The organism is Micromonospora sp. CCTCC AA 2012012 (assembly GCF_040499845.1).
GTDB lineage: Bacteria > Actinomycetota > Actinomycetes > Mycobacteriales > Micromonosporaceae > Micromonospora > Micromonospora mangrovi.
Window position 1 is genome coordinate 1,430,991 of record NZ_CP159342.1, and the last position, 17,108, is coordinate 1,448,098.

The 17,108-nt window shown below is 75.2% G+C and carries 16 protein-coding genes; 7 read left to right on the forward strand and 9 right to left on the reverse strand.

The features are described from left to right. Positions 1 to 50: 50 nt before the first annotated feature. Genes ABUL08_RS06680 through ABUL08_RS06690 form a run of 3 tightly spaced genes read right to left on the reverse strand, consistent with a single transcriptional unit; the run spans position 51 to position 2,508 of the window. Positions 51 to 719: a response regulator transcription factor gene (locus tag ABUL08_RS06680; RefSeq protein WP_350935517.1), complete on the reverse strand. Its 669-nt coding sequence runs from the start codon at positions 717 to 719 to the stop codon at positions 51 to 53. Continuing rightward, on the reverse strand, positions 716 to 1,942 hold the full coding sequence (locus ABUL08_RS06685) for a sensor histidine kinase (protein ID WP_350935519.1): 1,227 nt from the start codon (positions 1,940 to 1,942) through the stop codon (positions 716 to 718). The genes ABUL08_RS06680 and ABUL08_RS06685 overlap by 4 nt, the downstream gene beginning before the upstream one ends. Then, positions 1,939 to 2,508, reverse strand: coding sequence for a hypothetical protein (locus tag ABUL08_RS06690; protein WP_350935522.1), 570 nt, complete (start codon positions 2,506 to 2,508; stop codon positions 1,939 to 1,941). The genes ABUL08_RS06685 and ABUL08_RS06690 overlap by 4 nt, the downstream gene beginning before the upstream one ends. 243 nt (positions 2,509 to 2,751) lie before the next feature. Here ABUL08_RS06690 and ABUL08_RS06695 point away from each other — a divergent pair, with 243 nt between their 5' ends. Beyond that, positions 2,752 to 3,981 carry a chymotrypsin family serine protease gene (locus tag ABUL08_RS06695; RefSeq protein WP_350935523.1) on the forward strand — a complete coding sequence of 410 codons (1,230 nt, stop codon included), beginning with the start codon at positions 2,752 to 2,754 and terminating at the stop codon, positions 3,979 to 3,981. A gap of 57 nt (positions 3,982 to 4,038) precedes the next feature. Here the strand turns inward: ABUL08_RS06695 and ABUL08_RS06700 are convergent, their stop codons facing one another. After that, entirely contained in the window at positions 4,039 to 4,923 is an 885-nt protein-coding gene (locus tag ABUL08_RS06700; RefSeq protein ID WP_350935526.1) for an ABC transporter substrate-binding protein, read from the reverse strand. 164 nt (positions 4,924 to 5,087) lie between these two features. On the opposite strand from ABUL08_RS06700, the gene ABUL08_RS06705 reads away from it, so the two are divergent. After that, positions 5,088 to 5,777: a cupredoxin domain-containing protein gene (locus ABUL08_RS06705; protein ID WP_350935527.1), complete on the forward strand. Its 690-nt coding sequence runs from the start codon at positions 5,088 to 5,090 to the stop codon at positions 5,775 to 5,777. A 171-nt stretch (positions 5,778 to 5,948) separates the two neighbouring features. Next, positions 5,949 to 6,992 carry a zinc-dependent alcohol dehydrogenase family protein gene (locus ABUL08_RS06710; protein WP_350935529.1) on the forward strand — a complete coding sequence of 348 codons (1,044 nt, stop codon included), beginning with the start codon at positions 5,949 to 5,951 and terminating at the stop codon, positions 6,990 to 6,992. A gap of 44 nt (positions 6,993 to 7,036) precedes the next feature. On the opposite strand, the gene ABUL08_RS06715 is transcribed toward ABUL08_RS06710, so the two are convergent. Beyond that, positions 7,037 to 7,297, reverse strand: a complete 261-nt coding sequence (locus ABUL08_RS06715; protein WP_350935530.1) for a MafI family immunity protein — start codon at positions 7,295 to 7,297, stop codon at positions 7,037 to 7,039. A 194-nt stretch (positions 7,298 to 7,491) separates the two neighbouring features. Between ABUL08_RS06715 and ABUL08_RS06720 the strand changes: the two genes are divergently transcribed. After that, positions 7,492 to 8,136 carry a fasciclin domain-containing protein gene (locus tag ABUL08_RS06720; RefSeq protein ID WP_350935532.1) on the forward strand — a complete coding sequence of 215 codons (645 nt, stop codon included), beginning with the start codon at positions 7,492 to 7,494 and terminating at the stop codon, positions 8,134 to 8,136. A 61-nt stretch (positions 8,137 to 8,197) separates the two neighbouring features. Here the strand turns inward: ABUL08_RS06720 and kynU are convergent, their stop codons facing one another. Next, positions 8,198 to 9,460, reverse strand: a complete 1,263-nt coding sequence (gene kynU, locus ABUL08_RS06725; protein ID WP_350935535.1) for a kynureninase — start codon at positions 9,458 to 9,460, stop codon at positions 8,198 to 8,200. A 127-nt stretch (positions 9,461 to 9,587) separates the two neighbouring features. Here kynU and ABUL08_RS06730 point away from each other — a divergent pair, with 127 nt between their 5' ends. Further along, positions 9,588 to 10,517 (forward strand): diacylglycerol/lipid kinase family protein, encoded by a 930-nt coding sequence (locus ABUL08_RS06730; RefSeq protein WP_350938536.1) that lies wholly within the window; start codon positions 9,588 to 9,590, stop codon positions 10,515 to 10,517. Here ABUL08_RS06730 and ABUL08_RS06735 read toward each other — a convergent pair. The 3 genes from ABUL08_RS06735 to ABUL08_RS06745 all read right to left on the reverse strand — a co-directional run bounded on the left by ABUL08_RS06735 (position 10,480) and on the right by ABUL08_RS06745 (position 13,064). Further along, positions 10,480 to 11,451: an EamA family transporter gene (locus tag ABUL08_RS06735; protein ID WP_350935536.1), complete on the reverse strand. Its 972-nt coding sequence runs from the start codon at positions 11,449 to 11,451 to the stop codon at positions 10,480 to 10,482. The genes ABUL08_RS06730 and ABUL08_RS06735 overlap by 38 nt on opposite strands. 55 nt (positions 11,452 to 11,506) lie before the next feature. Next, entirely contained in the window at positions 11,507 to 12,220 is a 714-nt protein-coding gene (locus ABUL08_RS06740; protein WP_350935538.1) for a TetR/AcrR family transcriptional regulator, read from the reverse strand. 79 nt (positions 12,221 to 12,299) lie between these two features. Further along, the gene (locus tag ABUL08_RS06745) at positions 12,300 to 13,064 is read right to left on the reverse strand and encodes an HAD family hydrolase (RefSeq protein WP_377522176.1); all 765 of its coding nucleotides are present in this window, start codon (positions 13,062 to 13,064) and stop codon (positions 12,300 to 12,302) included. An 85-nt stretch (positions 13,065 to 13,149) separates the two neighbouring features. Between ABUL08_RS06745 and ABUL08_RS06750 the strand changes: the two genes are divergently transcribed. Both ABUL08_RS06750 and ABUL08_RS06755 read left to right on the forward strand, forming a co-directional pair. Further along, positions 13,150 to 15,951: a DEAD/DEAH box helicase gene (locus ABUL08_RS06750; RefSeq protein ID WP_350935542.1), complete on the forward strand. Its 2,802-nt coding sequence runs from the start codon at positions 13,150 to 13,152 to the stop codon at positions 15,949 to 15,951. Between the two features lie 166 nt (positions 15,952 to 16,117). After that, positions 16,118 to 17,002, forward strand: coding sequence for an MHYT domain-containing protein (locus tag ABUL08_RS06755; protein WP_350935544.1), 885 nt, complete (start codon positions 16,118 to 16,120; stop codon positions 17,000 to 17,002). Positions 17,003 to 17,108 lie beyond the last annotated feature (106 nt).

Here is a 17,108-nt window from a genome sequence, read left to right on the forward strand (position 1 = left end):
CCCCCCCGGGGCGGCGTTCTTCGTTCCCGGTCGGGTGAGGGCCGACCGGTTCACGGCAGGGGCGGCATGAGCCCGGTCCGGTAGGCGGCGGCGACGGCCTGCGCCCGGTCGCGCAGGCCGAGCTTCATCAGCACCCGGCCCAGGTGGGTCTTCACGGTCGCCTCGCCGATGTGCAGCCGCCCGGCGATCTCGGTGTTCGACAGTCCGTGCGCCACCTGCACCAGCACCTCCCGCTCGCGGTCGGTGAGTCGGGCCAGGTCGGCGCTGCCCGGCCCGGCGGGCGCGCCGAGGGTGGCGAAGTCGGTCAGCAGTGACCGGGCGACCGCCGGGTCGAGCCACGCCTCGCCCGCCGCCACCGCGCGGACCGCCATGGTCAGCTCGGCGGGGGCGGCGTCCTTGAGCACGAACCCGGAGGCGCCGGCTCGCAGGGCGGCCCGGACCGCGTCGTCCACGTGGTAGGTGGTCAGGATCAGCACCCGGACGACGGGACCGGGTCCGCTGTCGTCGGCGGTGATCACCCGGGTGGCCGCCACCCCGTCGGTGCCGGGCATCCGGACGTCCATCAGCAGCACGTCGGGGCGGACCGCGCGGGCCAGCTCGACGGCGGCGGCGCCGTCGGCGCACTCGCCGACCACCGTGATGTCCGGTTCGGCGGCGAGCAGCATGGCGATGCCGGAGCGGACCAGCGGCTGGTCGTCGGCGAGCACGACCCGGATCACGGGGTCGCCCCCACCGGGACGGGCGTGGCCAGGGGCAGCCGGGCGACGACCTGGAAACCGCCGTCGGGCAGTGCAGCGGTGGTCAGCTCACCCCCGACGACGGTGAGCCGTTCCCGCAGGCCGAGCAGGCCGTGCCCGGTGGAGAGGGCGGCGGCCGGCTCCGGGGCGGCGCCCTCCGGGCCGGCGTCGCGGACCTCGACGGTCAGCTCGTCGCCCCAGCGCAGCAGCACCGTGGCCCGGGCCTCGCCACCGGCGTGGCGGGAGACGTTGGTCAGCGCCTCCTGCACCGTCCGGTACGCGGCCAACCCGACGCTCGGGTCCACCGGGCGGGGCGTACCGGAGACGGTCAGCGTGACGCGCAGGCCGCCGGCGCGCATCCGGTCCACCAAATCGGCGACGTCGGCGGCACCGGGGTGGGTGGGCGTGGCGTCGGCCGGCCCGGCGGCGTGGGCGCCCAGCGCGGTGAGCATCCGGCGCAGCTCCTCGACGGCCTGCTGGCCGGCCCGCACGATGTGGTCCAGCGCCTCGGCGGCCCGTGACGGGTCGGTCGGCAGCACCCGCCGGGCCCCGCCGGCCTGGAGCACCATCACCGTCACCGAGTGCGCCACGATGTCGTGCAGTTCCCGGGAGACGCGGGCCCGTTCGGCGGCGACGGCCCGGGTCGCCGCCTCCGCCCGGCGGCGTTCCGCCGTGGCGAGCCGCCGCCGGCTGGCGCCCGCCCACCGGCCCACCGCCCAGACCCCGGTGACGACGACGGCGTACGTCAGGGCCAGGCCGACGAAGACGGCCGTCCGCCGGCCGGGGTCGGTCTGTCCGGCGAGCCACGCCTCGTTCGCGGCGATCACCAGGTACGGGGCGAGGGCGGGCGCGATCAACCATGACCACCGGGCCGGCGCGTACGCCCCGACCGCGTAGAGCGCGGCGAGCGCGCCCAGCACCGGCTGGTAGCCGGACACGAGGGCGGCGCCGACGACCGCGTGCACCCACACCAGGGCGAAGACGAGCGCGGGCGCCCTGCGGCGCCACAGCAGGGCCACCGGCCCGAGCAGGGCGTACCCGAGCAGGAGCAGCAGCCCCGACGAGGCGGCGCCGGCGTGCGCGAGGTCGCTGCCGGCGGTGGAGAAGAGGGCGAGGTCGAGCAGCCAGACCGCCGCCGCGACGAGCACGTCGGCGCGGGCCGGGCGGCCGGGCCGGGCCCGGGTCGGCGCGGTCACGGTGCTCATCGCGGGCCGTGCGGCTCGCAGAAGCAGAACAGGATGCAGAGCCCGTCGGTCAACGCCCCGACGGACTCGAAGCGGTGGTCGGCGCGGCGGGGCTCCCGCTGGGCTCGTTCCAGCTCCCCGGCCCGGATGAGCAGGTCGGGCTCGACCGCCCAGAGTTCCGCGGTGATGATCCGCTGCTCCTTCAGCGCCGCCCAGCAGCCGCCGTCGGTGGCCTCGATCGCGGCGGCGAGCGCGGACGCGTCGGCGCGTCCGATCTGGGCGCTGTAGACCGACGTGCGGCCGAGCTTGGCGGTGGCGGCGAGGGGTGCCCGGTCGCCGACGGCGAACCGGCCCCACTTCCACACCGGTGGCGTCTCCACCGGCAGCCGTTCCGCCAGGTCGGTCGGGAAGATCAGCACCTCCAGGTCGAGCGCGGGGTCGAAGAGCCGCTCCGGCGGATCGGGCACCAGCACCAGGTCCCCGTCGACCAGCACCCCGGCGGCGACGTGGCCGGCGGCGCGGTCCGGCGCGGCGCGGTCCTGAATGGACACCCGGATGTCGGCGCGGATCGCGGTCTCGATGCACATGGTTCGCCTCCGGCAAGTGACGGTGCCCGCAGGCTAGCCGCCATCGATCGACCCGACAGTCAGGTAACCGGCTCGGCGGGTCCCCCCGGACGGCGGATCCGGGCCGCCGCGTACGCCCCGGGGTGGACCTTCGGGGTCGGCTCCCGGGTGGACGACCGCAGCCCGGGACTACCCGACTCTGGGGTCACCGCCGTCGCGGCGGTACGGGACCCGAGTCCCGCCGTTTCGTCTCCGGAGGATCCGATGACATCCCTGCTCACCCGCCGGCTGGCGGCGGCCGGCGTGGCCCTGGTGGCGCTGACCGGCCTGCTCGCCGTGCAGCCGGTCCCGGCCGGCGCGGCCGACAAGCCGCAATGGACCAGTGACCAGCCCGAGGACGGCTCGAACACCGCCGCCGAGGTGATGGCGGCGCAGGAGCCGCTGGTGGACCTCGCCACCCGGATCACCGCGCTCGACCCGGACGGCAAGGGGCTCGGCGGGATCCGGCTGCGGGTCGCCGACCGGGCGGTCGACCTGTGGTGGAAGGGCGACGTGCCGCCCGAGGTGAAGGAGGAGATCAACCGGGCGGTCGACGCCGGGATCGGCGTGGAGCTGGGCGAGTCGGCGTACACCCAGCGGGAGCTGGTCGACGTGACGGAGGCGCTGCCGGACCGGTGGAAGGAGTTCCCCGGCATGGTCGACGTCAGCCCGGCGGTGGACGGCAGCGGCCTGCTGGTCGGGGTGGCGAAGGACGTCGACACCAAGGGCTGGGACTTCGGGGTGCCGGCGACCGTGGTGCCGAGCGAGCAGGTCCAGCAGACGAGCCGGCAGAACGACAACGCACCCTGGTGGGGCGGTGCGGCGCTGCGTACCCCGTCGGGGTCGTGCAGCACCGGCTTCGCCGTGGTGCGCCGCACCCTGTGGTGGGAGTCCAGCCGGGGCATCCTCACCGCCGAGCACTGCGCGCCCGGCGGCGGCGTGGCGATCACCGACCCGACGGGAGAGCTGGTCGGCAGGGCCGAGCCGGCACCGGCCCGCCGGCTGTCGGACTCGCTCTACGTGCCCACCCGGTCGGGCAACCGGATCTATGACGGCGGCGTCGGGGTCGGGGAGTTCTCCAAGCCGGTGGTCGGCGCGGTCGGCAACTTCCCCGGCCAGTTCGTCTGCACCTCGGGCGCCTTCACCGGGGTGCACTGCAACATCGTGACCACCCGGATCAACGCGCTCTTCCTGCTCTCCGGTGGGTCGTTCGTCAGCAGCGGCGCCCTCGGCACCCAGATCGACGGGCGGGCCGCCGCGGGATCGGGCGACAGCGGGGGGCCGGTCTTCACGCTGACCGGCGGGTTCAGCCAGACCCGGGCCGCCGGGCTGATCGTGGGTGGGATCGCCCCGGTGGGCTGCGGTCAGTTCGGCAGCGGCTGCTTCAACCAGGTCGCCTTCGTCGACATCGGCTTCGTGCTGCTGGCCACGGAGTCGAGCATCCTCACCTCGTGACACCCGTCGCGGGCCGGCCGTCCGGGTCGGCCCGCGACCGCGTCCGTCGGGCGGGCCTCAGGCCACCCGGCGGACGCTGCCGTCCGGCGCGGCGGGCACCGCGTCCGGGTGCAGGATCGCGGCGATCGCCGCGACGCCGTCGACCAGCCGGGGACCGGCCCGCACGATCAGCGCGTCCGCGTCGAGGGCCCACACCTGCGCGCCGGGGAAGTGCGGGACCACCGTGGCGGCCTGCTCCGCCGCCCCGTCGAGGCCGAAGCCGCACGGGGCGACCAGCACGACCTGCGGCGCGGCGGCCCGCAGCGCTTCCCAGGTGGTCGGCGCGGACCGGGCGCCCGGGTGGCCGGCCACCGGTTCGCCGCCGGCGGCCTCGACCAGGTCGGGGATCCAGTGCCCGCCGCCGAACGGCGGGTCCACCCACTCCACCACCGCGACCCGGGCGCGGGGCCGCCCGGCGACCGCCGCCGACACCGCGGCCAGCCGGGCCCGCAGCCCGTCCACCAGGGCCGCCGCCCGCGCCGGCACGCCGGCCGCCGCGCCGACCGCGAGGATCGTGCCCAGAACCTCCTCCAGGGTGTACGGATCCAGCGACAGCACCTCGGCGCGGCAGCCCAGGTGCGTCACCGCCTCGTCGACCCGGTCGGCGGGGAGCGCGCAGACCCGGCACAGGTCCTGGGTGAGGATGAGGTCCGGGTCGAGGCCCGCGAGCGCCCCGGCGTGCAGCGTGTAGAGGTCCGCGCCGGCCGCGAGCTGCCCCTTGACGTACGCGTCGATCTCGCCGGGGCTCATGCCCCGGGTGTCCCGCCCGCCGACGACGACGGTCGGGCCGGCCCGGTCGGCGACCGGCACCTGGCACTCGAAGGTGACGCCGACCAGCTCGTCGCCGAGGCCGAGGGCGTAGACGATCTCCGTGGCGGAGGGCAGCAGGGACACCAGACGCATGCCGCCATCCTTCCCGCTCCCGCCGCGGGGACGACGACCGGGCCGGTGCGCCGATCGGAGGAGCGCCACCCGCCGCCGACGGCAGGTAAGGCTTACCTTATTCTCTGGGCGTCGACGGGGCGTCTCGTCGATGCCCACACCCGAGCCCCTCAACCGGAGAGCCCATGAGCCGCCGTACCGCTGTCGTCGCCGTCGCCCTCTGCGCCGCGGCCGCCCTCACCGCCTGCGGTGACGACTCCGCCAAGGCCGAGGCGGTGGCGGTCACCGCCACCGACAGCAGCTGCGCGGTCGCCAAGACCAGCTTCACGCCCGGCGAGGCGACCTTCGCGGTCACCAACAAGGGCAAGCAGACCACCGAGGTGTACGTCTACGGCCGGCAGGGCGACGCGTACACCCAGGTGATCGCCGAGGTGGAGAACGTGGCACCCGGACTGACCCGGAACGTGACCGCGAGCCTCGCCAACGGCACGTACGAGGTGGCCTGCAAGCCGGGGCAGACCGGCGACGGCATCCGGACCCGGATCACCGTCTCCGGCGGCTCGGCCCCCGCCGAGGAGCCGGAGGCCGCGTACGACCGGGAGGTCGAGGTGGCGGTCACCGCGACCGGCGTGACCGGCGCCGACGGCCTGATCGCCGAGTCCGGCGACAAGATCGAGTTCAAGCTGGAGAACAAGGCGGGAGCGGCCCGTTCGCTGGAGATCGTCGACCCGTCCGGCAAGGTCGTCGCCGAGATCGAGGCCAAGCCGAACGCCACCGCCGAGAAGATCGTGCCGCTGAAGACCCCCGGCGCGTGGACCCTGAAGATCGAGGGCGACGGCACGGCCGACGTCGTCAAGCCGCTCCGCGTCGCCTGAGGGGTGAGCACGGGCCCCTTCTCCCCGCCGCCGCCGCAGGAGGGGCCCATGCTGGAACCGGTGAGGCGGGCCACGTCGGCGGCGCGGCGGGCGAGCGGCGGCGACACCGGGGTCTAGCGTTCGCCCCGGCACCCGACCAGCTCGACGTCATCACCTTCGGAGGAGACCGCCATGCGCGCCACCGTGATCCACGGCCCGAACGACATCCGGGTCGAGGAGGTGCCGGACGCCACCGTCCGGACCCCCACCGACGCCGTCGTACGGGTGGTGCTCGCCTGCATCTGCGGCAGCGACCTGTGGGCGTACCGGGGGGTGGCGAAGCGGCAGCCCGGCCAGCGGATCGGCCACGAGTTCCTCGGCGTGGTCGAGGCGGTCGGCGCCGAGGTCGGCTCGGTCGCGGTGGGCGACCTGGTGGTGGCGCCCTTCGTCTGGTCCGACGGGGTCTGCGACTTCTGCCGGGAAGGCCTCCAGACGTCCTGCCCGCACGGCGGGTTCTGGGGCGAGCCCGGCTCCGACGGCGGCCAGGGCGAGGCCGTCCGCGTCCCGTACGCCGACGGCACGCTGGTGCGGCTGCCCGCCGAGGCGGCCGGCGACGAGCGGCTGCTGACCGCCCTGCTCGCCCTCTCCGACGTCATGGCCACCGGTCACCACGCCGCGCTGGCCGCCCGGGTGCGTCCCGGTGCCACCGTCGCCGTGGTCGGTGACGGCGCGGTCGGCCTCTGCGGGGTGCTCGCCGCGAAGCGGCTCGGCGCCGAGCAGATCATCGCGCTGGGCCGGCACACCGCCCGCACCGACATCGCCCGCTCCTTCGGCGCGACCGACGTGGTGGCCGAGCGCGGCGAGGCGGCGATCGCGGCGGTGCGGGAGCTGACCGGCGGCCAGGGCGCGCACGCCGTGCTGGAGGCCGTCGGCACCGAGGAGTCGATGCGGACGGCGATCTCCATCGCCCGCGACGGCGGGGCGGTCGGCTACGTCGGGGTGCCGCACGGCGGCAGCGCGGGTGTCGACATCGGCCAGATGTTCGGCCGCAACATCGCCGTCGGCGGTGGCGTCGCGCCGGCCCGCGCGTACATCCCGGAGCTGCTGGCCGACGTCCTCGCCGGCACCATCGACCCGTCGCCGGTCTTCGACCGCAGCGTGACCCTGGACCAGGTGCCGGACGGCTACCGGGCGATGGACGAGCGCACCGCCCTGAAGGTCCGCATCACCTTCTGACGGGTGGTTCCCGGCTCCCGAAGGCGGGGCTCGGGCTCACGGCTTCAGTGCTCGCGCACCAGCTCCTCCAGCCCGTCCAGCGACTCCTCCATGCCGACCTCGGGGGCGATCGCGACGAGCCGTTCGTAGAAGGAGCGGCTGATCGGAAGATCGTCCTCATGGATCGACGAACACAACGTGTCGAAGGCCAGGCCCTCCTCGCCGACGTGGACGAACTCCCGGACGAGCTCGATGACGTCGGGTGAGGCGATGGGCGAGTCCGCGAGCAGGCGCAGCAGTTCCGCCTTCACCTCGCTGATGTACATCGGTGCCTCCCGGCCTGCCGTGGCCGTCGCCGCAGGCCACGATGATCATATCGGTGTGGCGGGCGGCACCGGGGCGGCCGGTCCGGTGGATCCGGAAAACAGTGCACTGAGGATGCATCCACCCGGTGAGGTGCGGGCGAAGCAATGGTCGTGACGACAGTCACGGATTCTTCGCCCCGACGAAAGGTCCACCGATGAAGATCACCCGACTCGCCGCCCGCCTGGCCGTGGGGGCCATGGCCACCGCCGTGGCCACCGCCGCCGTCGCCGTCCCGGCGCAGGCCTCCGGCACCGGCAGCCGGTCGCTCGCCGCGGTGCTGACGAAGGACACCAGCGGCTTCGACCGCAACTCGCGGGACTTCGACGTGCTCACCGCCGCCGTGCTGGCCGTGCTGGAGGCCAAGCCGAACTCCCCGGTGAAGGTCCTCACCGACGGCTCGGTCGCGCTGACCGCGTTCATCCCCACCGACGGCGCGTTCCGGGAGCTGGTCCGCGACATCACCCACGCCCGTACGCTGCCCAGCGAGCAGGCCGCCTTCACCGCCGTCGCCGGCCTCGGCATCGACACCGTGGAGAACGTGCTGCTCTACCACGTGGTGCCGGGTGCCACGATCGACCGGAAGGCGGCGCTGAAGGCCGACGGGGCGGACCTCACCACCGCCCTCGGCAGCACCGTCGAGGTGGACGTGCGGCACTGCTGGTACGGCCGGCAGGTCCGCCTGATCGACGCCGACACCAACGACCGCAACGCCCGCGTGGTGGTCTTCGACATCAACAAGGGCAACAAGCAGATCGCGCACGCCGTCGACCGGGTGCTCCGCCCGATCGACCTGCCCTGATCCGACCGACGGCACGGACGGCACCCGGGTTTCCGGGTGCCGTCCGCGTCCGTACGGGGACTCAGGTGACCCGGGGCGCCTCGCGCGGCAGGCGCTCGTACGAGCGGCGTTCGGCGATGTCCCGCAGCCGGTCCATGGCGTCCCAGACGTCGACGAAGCGGGTGTACAGCGGGGCCGGCCCGAGCCGCAGCCGGTCCGGGGTGCGGTAGTCACCGACGACCCGTCCCTGCTCGGCCAGCGCCCGGCTGATCCGCAGCGCCTCCGGGTGGTGCAGCGAGACGTGGCTGCCCCGGCGGGCCGGGTCGCGGGGCGAGGCGAGCGTGAAGCCGTACGGGGTCAGCCACGCGTCGGCGAGGGAGACCATCAGCTCGGTGAGGCGGACGCCCTTCTCGCGTACCCGCTCGATGCCGGCGTCGGCCAGGACGTCCAGCGCCGGGTCGAGGGCGGCCATGCCGAGGACGGGTGGCGTGCCGACCTGGAACCGGTCGAGGTCCGGTGCGGGATCGTAGTCGGCGCCCATCCGGAACTGGTCCCGCTGGCCGAACCAGCCCTGGATCGGCTGGCGCAGCCGGGACTGGAGTTCCCGGCGTACGTAGAGGAAGGCCGGCGCGCCCGGTCCGCCGTTGAGGTACTTGTAGGTGCAGCCGACGGCGAGGTCCGCGCCGGAGGCGGTCAGCTCGACCGGCACCGACCCGACCGCGTGCGACAGGTCCCACAGCACGTACGCGCCGACCCGCCGGGCGGCGTCGTTGACCGCCGCCATGTCCAGCAGCGCCCCGGACCGGTAGGAGACCGCGGAGAGCACCACCAGCGCCACGTCCTCGCTCAGCGCCGCCCGCAGGTCCGCCGGGTCCAGCCCCTGGTCGAGGTCGCTGGGCAGCACCCGGAGGGTGAGCCCCCGGGCCTCGGCCAGCCCCTGGAGGATGTACCGGTCGGTGGGGAAGTCCCCGCCGTCGACCAGCACGGTCCGCCGGTCCCCGGCGGCGTCGAGCGCGGCGGCGGCGAGCTTGTAGAGGTTCACCGAGGTCGAGTCGGAGACGGCCACCTCACCGGGGCGGGCCCCGAGCGCGTGGGTGGCGAGCCGGTCCCCGATCCGCCGGGACCACTCGATCCAGGTCGGCCAGCCGCGCACCAGTTGCTCACCCCAGCCCTCGCGGACCAGCCGGGCCAGGTGGTCCGGGGTGGCCGCCGGCAGCCGGCCCAGCGAGTTGCCGTCGAGGTAGATGAGGTCGTCGTCGACGAAGACGAACCGGTCGCGCAGGTCGGCGAGCGGGTCGGCGGCGTCCATCTCCTTGCACAGATAGCGGGGGATCTCGTCGGGCACGCGGGCACTCCAATCACCGGGTCACGGCCGGGCGGGCGGCCGGGACCAGCCTAGGTGGGCGTGATCGCGCGCCGGTCGGCCGGACCCGGTGATCTCCCCTGGTGGGCGGCGCGGCCGTCGGCGTACGGTGCTCGCCGTGACCGCGCACGATCATGTCCCGACCGGCCCCGTCGCCGTGCTCGCCAACCCGACCGCCGGGCGGGGGCGGCACCGGGGACTGCTGCCCGAGCTGCTGGCGCGCCTGGGCACCGCGGGTCACCCCGTTCGGCTGCTGGAGGCCCGTACGCCGGACGAGGCGGAGGCGGCCTGCCACGCGGCGGTCGCCGACGGCGCCGGCGCGCTGGTCGCCGTGGGCGGCGACGGCACCATCCACCGGGCGTTGCAGGCGGTCGCCGGGACGGACGTGCCGTTCGGTCCGGTGCCCGCCGGCACCGGCAACGACTTCGCCGTCGACACCGGCTTCCCGGCCGACCCCCTGGCCGCCGCCGAGGTGATCGCCGCCGCGCTGCGCGAGGGTCGTCGGCACCCGGTCGACCTGGCCCGGCTGACCGCCGCCGACGGTGGCCCCGACCGCTGGTACGGGGCGGTCCTGGCGGCCGGCTTCGACGCGATCGTCAACGAGCGGGCCAACCGGATGCGCCGGCCGCGCGGCCCGCGCCGCTACGACCTGGCGATCCTGGTGGAGCTGGCCCGGCTGCGCCCGCGCCGCTACCGGTTGCGCCTCGACGGCGTGCCGCACGAGGTCGACGCCGTGCTGGTCGCGGTGGGCAACTGCGCCAGCTACGGCGGCGGGATGCGGATCTGCCCCGACGCCGACCCCACCGACGGGCTGCTGGACGTGGTGGTCGGCGGGCGGTTCGACCGGCGCACCCTGATGCGGGTGAAGCCGCAGATCTATCGGGGCACCCACGTCACGCACCCGCTGGTGCGCAGCTACCGGGCGCGGACGGTGGAGCTGTGGGCCGAGGGCATCACCAGCTACGCCGACGGGGAGCGGGCGCTGGAGCTGCCGGTACGGATCACCGCCGAGCCGCAGGCGGTGCGGCTGCTGCGCTGAGCTGCCCGTCCGGCCCCTCGGCCACCGGCCCGGCCGGCTCACCGGGCTCGTCCGTCCGGGGCGCGGCGGCCCGTACGGCGCCGACGCTGGCCACGATCACCAGGCCGATCGCCAGCAGCTCCACCGCCCGCAGGTCCTGGTGCAGCACCAGCCAGCCGGCGAGCGTCGCGAGCGCCGGGCCGAGACTCATCAGCACCGCGAAGGTCGAGGTCGGCAGCCGGCGCAGCGCCAGCAGCTCCAGGGTGTACGGCAGCACCGACGCGAGCAGCGCCAGCCCGGCGCCGAGCGCCAGCGTGCCCGGGTGCCACAGCCGCGTCCCCGCGTCCAGCAGGCCGAACGGCAGCGTGATCACGGCCGCCACCGCGAGGGCGAGGGCCAGCCCGTCCGCGCGGGGGAAGCGGCCCCCGACCCGGGCCGAGCAGACGATGTACGCCGCCCAGAGCGCCCCGGCGGTCAGCGCGAGGCCGGCGCCCACCGGGTTCAGCCGGTCGAAGCCCCCCTGACCGAGCAGGGCCACCCCGGCCAGTGCCAGGCCGGCCCAGCACCAGGCGGTCCAGCGGTGCGCGGTCAACACCGACAGGGTGAGCGGTCCCAGCACCTCCAGGGTGACGGCCGGGCCCAGCGGAATGCGGTCGATGGCCTGGTAGAAGACCGAGTTCATGCCGGCCAGGGCCAGCCCGAACGCGACGACGGAGAGCCAGGCGGCCCGGTCGTGCCCGCGCAGCCGGGGCCGGCACGCCAGCAGCATCAGCAGCGCGCCCAGGGTCAGCCGCAGCGTCACCGTGCCGGCCACCCCGGCCCGGGGGAAGAGCAGTGCGGCGACCGCCGAGCCGAAGTGCACCGACAGCGCGCCGCCCAGCACCAGCCCGACCGCACCGAGCCGGCCGCCGCAGCGGCGGGGAGCGCGTACGGGGATCGGTGCGGTGCTGGTCATGGCCCTGACGCTAGCCCGTGGCCCGGGACGCGCCGCACCGGCGGTGGCGGGTGGTTCAGGCCGCCCCGGCGGCGCGGGAGGGGTGGACGCCGACCAGGCGGTCCAGCCACTCGGCGAGCAGCGCCCGCTCGGCGGGGGACAGGTCGGCGGCCACCTCCGGCAGCGCGGCGCGCAGCGCCACCGCGTGGCGTACCGGTCGGTCGGGTGGGCGCAGGGTGCGGGCGGCGGGACTGTCTGCGCAGACGGCGGTGAGCAGGGCCTCCCGGACGGCGGTGGAGAGGGCGGGGTCGCCTCCCGCGATCAGGGTCAGGGTGACGCCGCAGTTCGCCGCGTGCACCATCTCGGCCGCCCGGTCCACGTCGACCCGGAGCCGGCCCGCCTCGGCCACCCGGTGGACGAGCTGACGGAGGATGTCGGCGGCCACCCGGGCGGCGGTGGGACGCTCCCCGGGACGCGGGTCGCCGTACATCAGGGTGTGGCAGGCGGGCTGCGCGACGCCGAACGCGACCAGCGTGTCCCAGCCGTGCCGCAGGTCGTCGACCGGATCGGCGGCCTCCGGGGCGGCCTGGTCGTGCAGCCAGGTGGCGAAGCGGAAGCTGGCCGCCGCGTCCAGCAGCCCGCGCAGGTCGCCGAACTGCCGGTAGAGGGTCGGCGCCTGCACCCCGGCGGCACGGCTGACCGCCCGGGTGGTGACCGCGTCCCGGCCGCCCTCGGCGAGCAGCGCGGCGGCGGCGCGGACGATCCGGTCCCGGGGCGACATCTCGATCATGACTGCGACGATAAGCCGGACCGGTTAGCGCCGCTACGTGACGCGCTCACCGGCCGGTGTTAGCGGCGGAAACCGCAGCTCAGGACGACAGGGCCAGATCCAGTACGGCGCCGAGCCCGCTGGCCCGACCCGGCTCAGCGGCGGGCAGCACCAGCACCGCGCACCCGGCCGCCGCCGCGCCCGCGTCGGCCGGCGTGTCACCCACCATCAGCGTGTGCTCCGGGTCGACGCCGAGCAGGCCGCAGGCGCGCAGGAAGATCCCCGGGTCGGGCTTGCAGCGCCCCACCTCGTACGACAGCGCGTACGCGTCGACCAGGTCGGCCAGCCCCCAGGCGGCGAACAGCGGCCGGATGTCGAAGCCGATGTTGCTGACCACCGCCACCTTCACCCCGCCCTGCCGCAGCGCCTTGAGCACCGCCTCGGTGTCCGGGTACGGCACCCAGCCGTCGGGGATCAGCAGCCGCTCGTAGAGGGCGTCGGCGAAGCCGTCGATGCCGGCGTCCACCGTCTCGGCCAGACCCGTGTAGGCCGCCCGGTGGGCGTGCTCGTAGAGATCACGGTCGGCCCACAGCTCGGCCAGCCGGGGCGGCACCCGGGCCGGCAGCGGCCCACCGGCCCGCCCGGCGGTGAGCAGCCGGTCGGCCAGCGAGGTGGCCTTCACCCGGTCCAGTTCCACCCCGCACGCCGCGGCGGCCTGGAGCACCCACTCGCGGGGCTCCTCCACCTGGGCGAGGGTGCCGTGGAAGTCGAAGAGCACCGCCTCCACGGGCCGACGGGACGGGCTCGGGCGGACGGCGTCGTCGGCGCCGCTCGAGGTGTGGGGCGGTTCGGCATGGTCCGGCACGTCGTGCACCCTACCGATCCCCTCCGACCTTCCTGCCGGATGGCCTTACCCGGTGGTCGTCGGACCCAGCGATTAATCTTGAGACATGTCGAGCCCCGCCGAGCGGTACGCCGCGGCACGCCGCCGGGCCGCGCAGGCCTCCGCCTTCCCGGCCCTGGACGAATTCGCCCGCGATCTCGGGTTCGACCTGGACGACTTCCAGCGGGAGGCGTGCGAGTCCCTGGAGCGGGGCAGCGGCGTGCTGGTCTGCGCCCCGACCGGCGCCGGCAAGACCGTGGTCGGCGAGTTCGCCGTACATCTGGCCCTGCGGGGCGCGCCGGGGCAGCCGGCGGCGGCCGACGCTGCGCCCGGGCCCACGACCCGGCGCAAGTGTTTCTACACCACGCCGATCAAGGCGCTCTCCAACCAGAAGTACCACGACCTCGTCGACCGGTACGGTGCCGAGCAGGTCGGCCTGCTCACCGGCGACAACGCGATCAACGGCGACGCGCCCGTGGTGGTGATGACCACCGAGGTGCTGCGCAACATGCTCTACGCCGGCTCCAGCACGTTGCAGGGCCTGGCCTACGTGGTGATGGACGAGGTGCACTATCTCGCCGACCGGTTCCGGGGCGGCGTCTGGGAAGAGGTGATCATCCACCTGCCCGCCTCGGTCACCCTGGTCTCCCTCTCGGCGACGGTCTCCAACGCCGAGGAGTTCGCCGACTGGCTGGTCACCGTCCGGGGCGAGACCGCGGTGGTGGTCAGCGAGCACCGGCCGGTGCCGCTGTGGCAGCACATGCTGGTCGGCAAGCGGATGTTCGACCTGTTCCACGACGCCGACGCCGCCCGCAAGCACGACGTCCACCCCGAGCTGCTGCGCTACACCCGGGACACGGTGCGTCGGCTGGAGCTGGGGGAGGGGCGCAGCGCCGGCCCCGGCGCCGGACGACGCGGCCCCCGCTGGCGCGGCCCGCTGCGCCCGGACATCGTCGAGCGGCTCGACCGGGAGAACCTGCTCCCGGCGATCCTGTTCATCTTCAGCCGCGCCGGCTGCCAGGCGGCGGTGCAGCAGTGCCTCGCCGCCGGCCTGCGCCTCACCTCCGCCGAGGAACGCGCGGAGATCCGCGAGGTGGTCGAGTCGAGGATCACCGCCATCCCCGGCGAGGACCTCACCGTGCTCGGCTACTGGGAGTGGCTCGACGGCCTGGAGCGCGGCCTCGCCGCCCACCACGCGGGCATGCTGCCGGCCTTCAAGGAGGTCGTCGAGGAGCTCTTCGTGCGCGGCCTGGTCAAGGCGGTCTTCGCCACCGAGACCCTGGCGCTCGGCATCAACATGCCGGCCCGCTGCGTGGTGCTGGAACGCCTGGTCAAGTTCAACGGGGAGGCGCACGTCGACCTGACCCCGGGGGAGTACACCCAGCTCACCGGGCGGGCCGGCCGGCGCGGCATCGACGTCGAGGGGCACGCCGTCGTGGTCTGGTCGCCGGAGACCGACCCCCGGCACGTGGCCGGCCTGGCCTCCACCCGCACCTATCCGCTGCGGTCCAGCTTCCGGCCGTCGTACAACATGGCGGTCAACCTGGTCGGCACGGTCGGCGCGGAGCCGGCCCGGGCGCTGCTGGAGTCCTCGTTCGCGCAGTTCCAGGCGGACCGGTCGGTGGTCGGCCTGGCCCGGCAGGTGCAGCGCAACACCGAGACGATCGAGGCGTACGGCGCGGAGGCGGCCTGCCACCAGGGCGACTTCGACGAGTACTTCGCGCTGCGGGTGGCCATCGCCGACCGGGAACGCGCGATCGCCCGGCAGGGGCAGACCCAGCGCAAGGCCGCCGCGGTGGCCTCCCTGGAGCGACTGCGGATCGGTGACGTGATCCGGGTGCCGTCGGGGCGGCGGGCCGGTCTCGCGGTGGTGCTCGACCCGGCCACCGGGGGCTTCGGTGAGCCCCGGCCGCTGGTGCTCACCCAGGACCGGTGGGCCGGGCGGGTCACCCCCGGCGACTTCACCACCCCGGCCGAGGTGCTGGCCCGGATCCGGGTGCCGAAGCACTTCAACCACCGCTCCCCGGCCGCCCGGAGGGACCTCGCCGCCGAGGTCAGCGGCACCGGGCTGGACCGGCACGGCGGGCGACGCGGCGGCCGGTCCCGACAGGCCGCCGGGGAGGACCACCGGCTCAGCCAGCTCCGCTCCGAGCTGCGCCGGCACCCCTGCCACGCCTGCGCCGAGCGGGAGGAGCACGCCCGCTGGGCGGAGCGCCGGCGTCGGCTGGAACGCGACACCGAGGAGCTGCGGGAGCGGGTGGCCGGCCGCACCGGCTCCCTGGCCCGGACCTTCGACCGGATCGTCGCGCTGCTCACCGCCCGGGGCTACCTCTCCGCCGACGGCGAGGTCACCGACGCCGGCCGGATGCTCGGCCGGATCTGGACCGAGGCGGACCTGCTGGTCGCCGAGTGCCTGCGCCGGGGGGTCTGGGACGGGCTCTCCCCGGCCGAGCTGGCCGCCGCCGTCTCCGTGGTGGTCTTCGAGGCCCGCCGGGACGTCGACGAGCGGGCGTCGCTGCCGCGCGGCCCGGTCTCCGAGGCGGTCGAGGCGACCCTCAAGCTCTGGGGGGAGATCGAGGCGGACGAGGCGGCCCGGGGCCTCACCGTCACCCGCGAGCCGGACCTCGGCTTCGCCTGGCCGATCTATCGCTGGGCGAAGGGCGAGACCCTGGCGAAGGTGCTCGCGAGCGGACACCAGATCGACGGGGAGATGCCGGCCGGGGACTTCGTCCGCTGGTCCCGGCAGGTCGTCGACCTGCTCGGTCAGCTCGCCGACTCCGGCGGCGCCTCGGCCGAGCTGCGCGCCACCGCGCGGCAGGCCATCGGGACCGTCAACCGGGGTGTGCTGGCCTACCACGCCACCGCCTGATCATCACTTTCGGTCACCTACCGCCGAGAATCGACGCATCGGAACGTCACCGCCACGGCACCCCCCGGATTTCCCGGGGGGTGCCGTCGTGCCTGTTCAGGGCCTCCACGATCATGGCGAGGGCGCACTTGTTACGCGCCGGTAGCTCTTTGGGGGAAAGGCCGTCATGGCGGAAATCAATCACTTTGAGTACGGGTGGATCACGCCCGCGCTCAGCTACGCGCTCTCGGTGCTCGGCTCGGCCCTCGGGCTGGTCTGCGCCGGCCGGATCCGGACCGCCACCACCGGCGGGCAGCGGGCCCGGTGGGGGCTGCTCGCCGCCTGGGCGCTCGGCGGCACGGCCATCTGGGCGATGCACTTCATGGCGATGCTCGGCTTCGCCGTCCAGGGCACCCGGATCCGCTACGACGTGCCGATCACCGCGGCCAGCACGGCGATCGCCGTCGCGGCCGTCGGCATCGGCCTGGCCATCGTCGGCACCGGCCGGCTCTCGGTGGTCCGGCTCCTCGCCGGTGGGCTCTTCACCGGCCTCGGCGTGGCCGCCATGCACTACACCGGCATGGCCGCGATGCGGCTGGACGGCACCCTCGCCTACGACCCCACCCGGGTGGCCCTGTCGGTGCTCATCGCGGTGGTCGCCGCGACGGTGGCGCTCTGGCTGTCGATGACCGTCCGGCGCGGCCTCGCCATCGCCGCCTCCGCGCTGGTCATGGGCATCGCCGTCAACGGGATGCACTTCACCGGCATGAGCGCGCTGTCGGTGCACGTGCACGACCGGCAGGGCGAGCTGGCCGGCACCGAGGTCAGCGGCCTGCTGGTGCCGATCGTGCTGGCCGTGGTCTTCGGTGTGGTCGGGCTGGTCTACGCGCTGCTCGCCGCGCCGACCGAGGACGACCTGGCCGGGGCGGCGTACCTCGACGCGCGGCGGAGCCCGGAGCACAGCCGTCCGACGCCGGAGCCGACGCCGGACCCGGTGGGCCTGCGCGGGCGGACCACCCTCGGCTCGCCGGGCACGCCCTTCCCGTCCCGGCGCGACACGTCGTCCCGCTGACGGCCGCGTCGCCGCGGCGCCGGCCCGACCGGGTCGGACGGTGCTGAACTCAGAGTCGCCGGCCCGACCGGGTCGGCCTGTTCTGAACTCAGAGTCGCCGGCCCGA

Bases quoted from the DNA above. Each gene is read 5' to 3' on its own strand.
- ABUL08_RS06685 (WP_350935519.1), bottom strand. From the start codon at position 1,942: ATGAGCACCGTGACCGCGCCGACCCGGGCCCGGCCCGGCCGCCCGGCC.
- ABUL08_RS06690 (WP_350935522.1), bottom strand. From the start codon at position 2,508: ATGTGCATCGAGACCGCGATCCGCGCCGACATCCGGGTGTCCATTCAG.
- ABUL08_RS06695 (WP_350935523.1), top strand. From the start codon at position 2,752: ATGACATCCCTGCTCACCCGCCGGCTGGCGGCGGCCGGCGTGGCCCTG.
- ABUL08_RS06700 (WP_350935526.1), bottom strand. From the start codon at position 4,923: ATGCGTCTGGTGTCCCTGCTGCCCTCCGCCACGGAGATCGTCTACGCC.
- ABUL08_RS06705 (WP_350935527.1), top strand. From the start codon at position 5,088: ATGAGCCGCCGTACCGCTGTCGTCGCCGTCGCCCTCTGCGCCGCGGCC.
- ABUL08_RS06710 (WP_350935529.1), top strand. From the start codon at position 5,949: ATGCGCGCCACCGTGATCCACGGCCCGAACGACATCCGGGTCGAGGAG.
- ABUL08_RS06715 (WP_350935530.1), bottom strand. From the start codon at position 7,297: ATGTACATCAGCGAGGTGAAGGCGGAACTGCTGCGCCTGCTCGCGGAC.
- ABUL08_RS06720 (WP_350935532.1), top strand. From the start codon at position 7,492: ATGAAGATCACCCGACTCGCCGCCCGCCTGGCCGTGGGGGCCATGGCC.
- ABUL08_RS06735 (WP_350935536.1), bottom strand. From the start codon at position 11,451: ATGACCAGCACCGCACCGATCCCCGTACGCGCTCCCCGCCGCTGCGGC.
- ABUL08_RS06740 (WP_350935538.1), bottom strand. From the start codon at position 12,220: ATGATCGAGATGTCGCCCCGGGACCGGATCGTCCGCGCCGCCGCCGCG.
- ABUL08_RS06750 (WP_350935542.1), top strand. From the start codon at position 13,150: ATGTCGAGCCCCGCCGAGCGGTACGCCGCGGCACGCCGCCGGGCCGCG.
- ABUL08_RS06755 (WP_350935544.1), top strand. From the start codon at position 16,118: ATGGCGGAAATCAATCACTTTGAGTACGGGTGGATCACGCCCGCGCTC.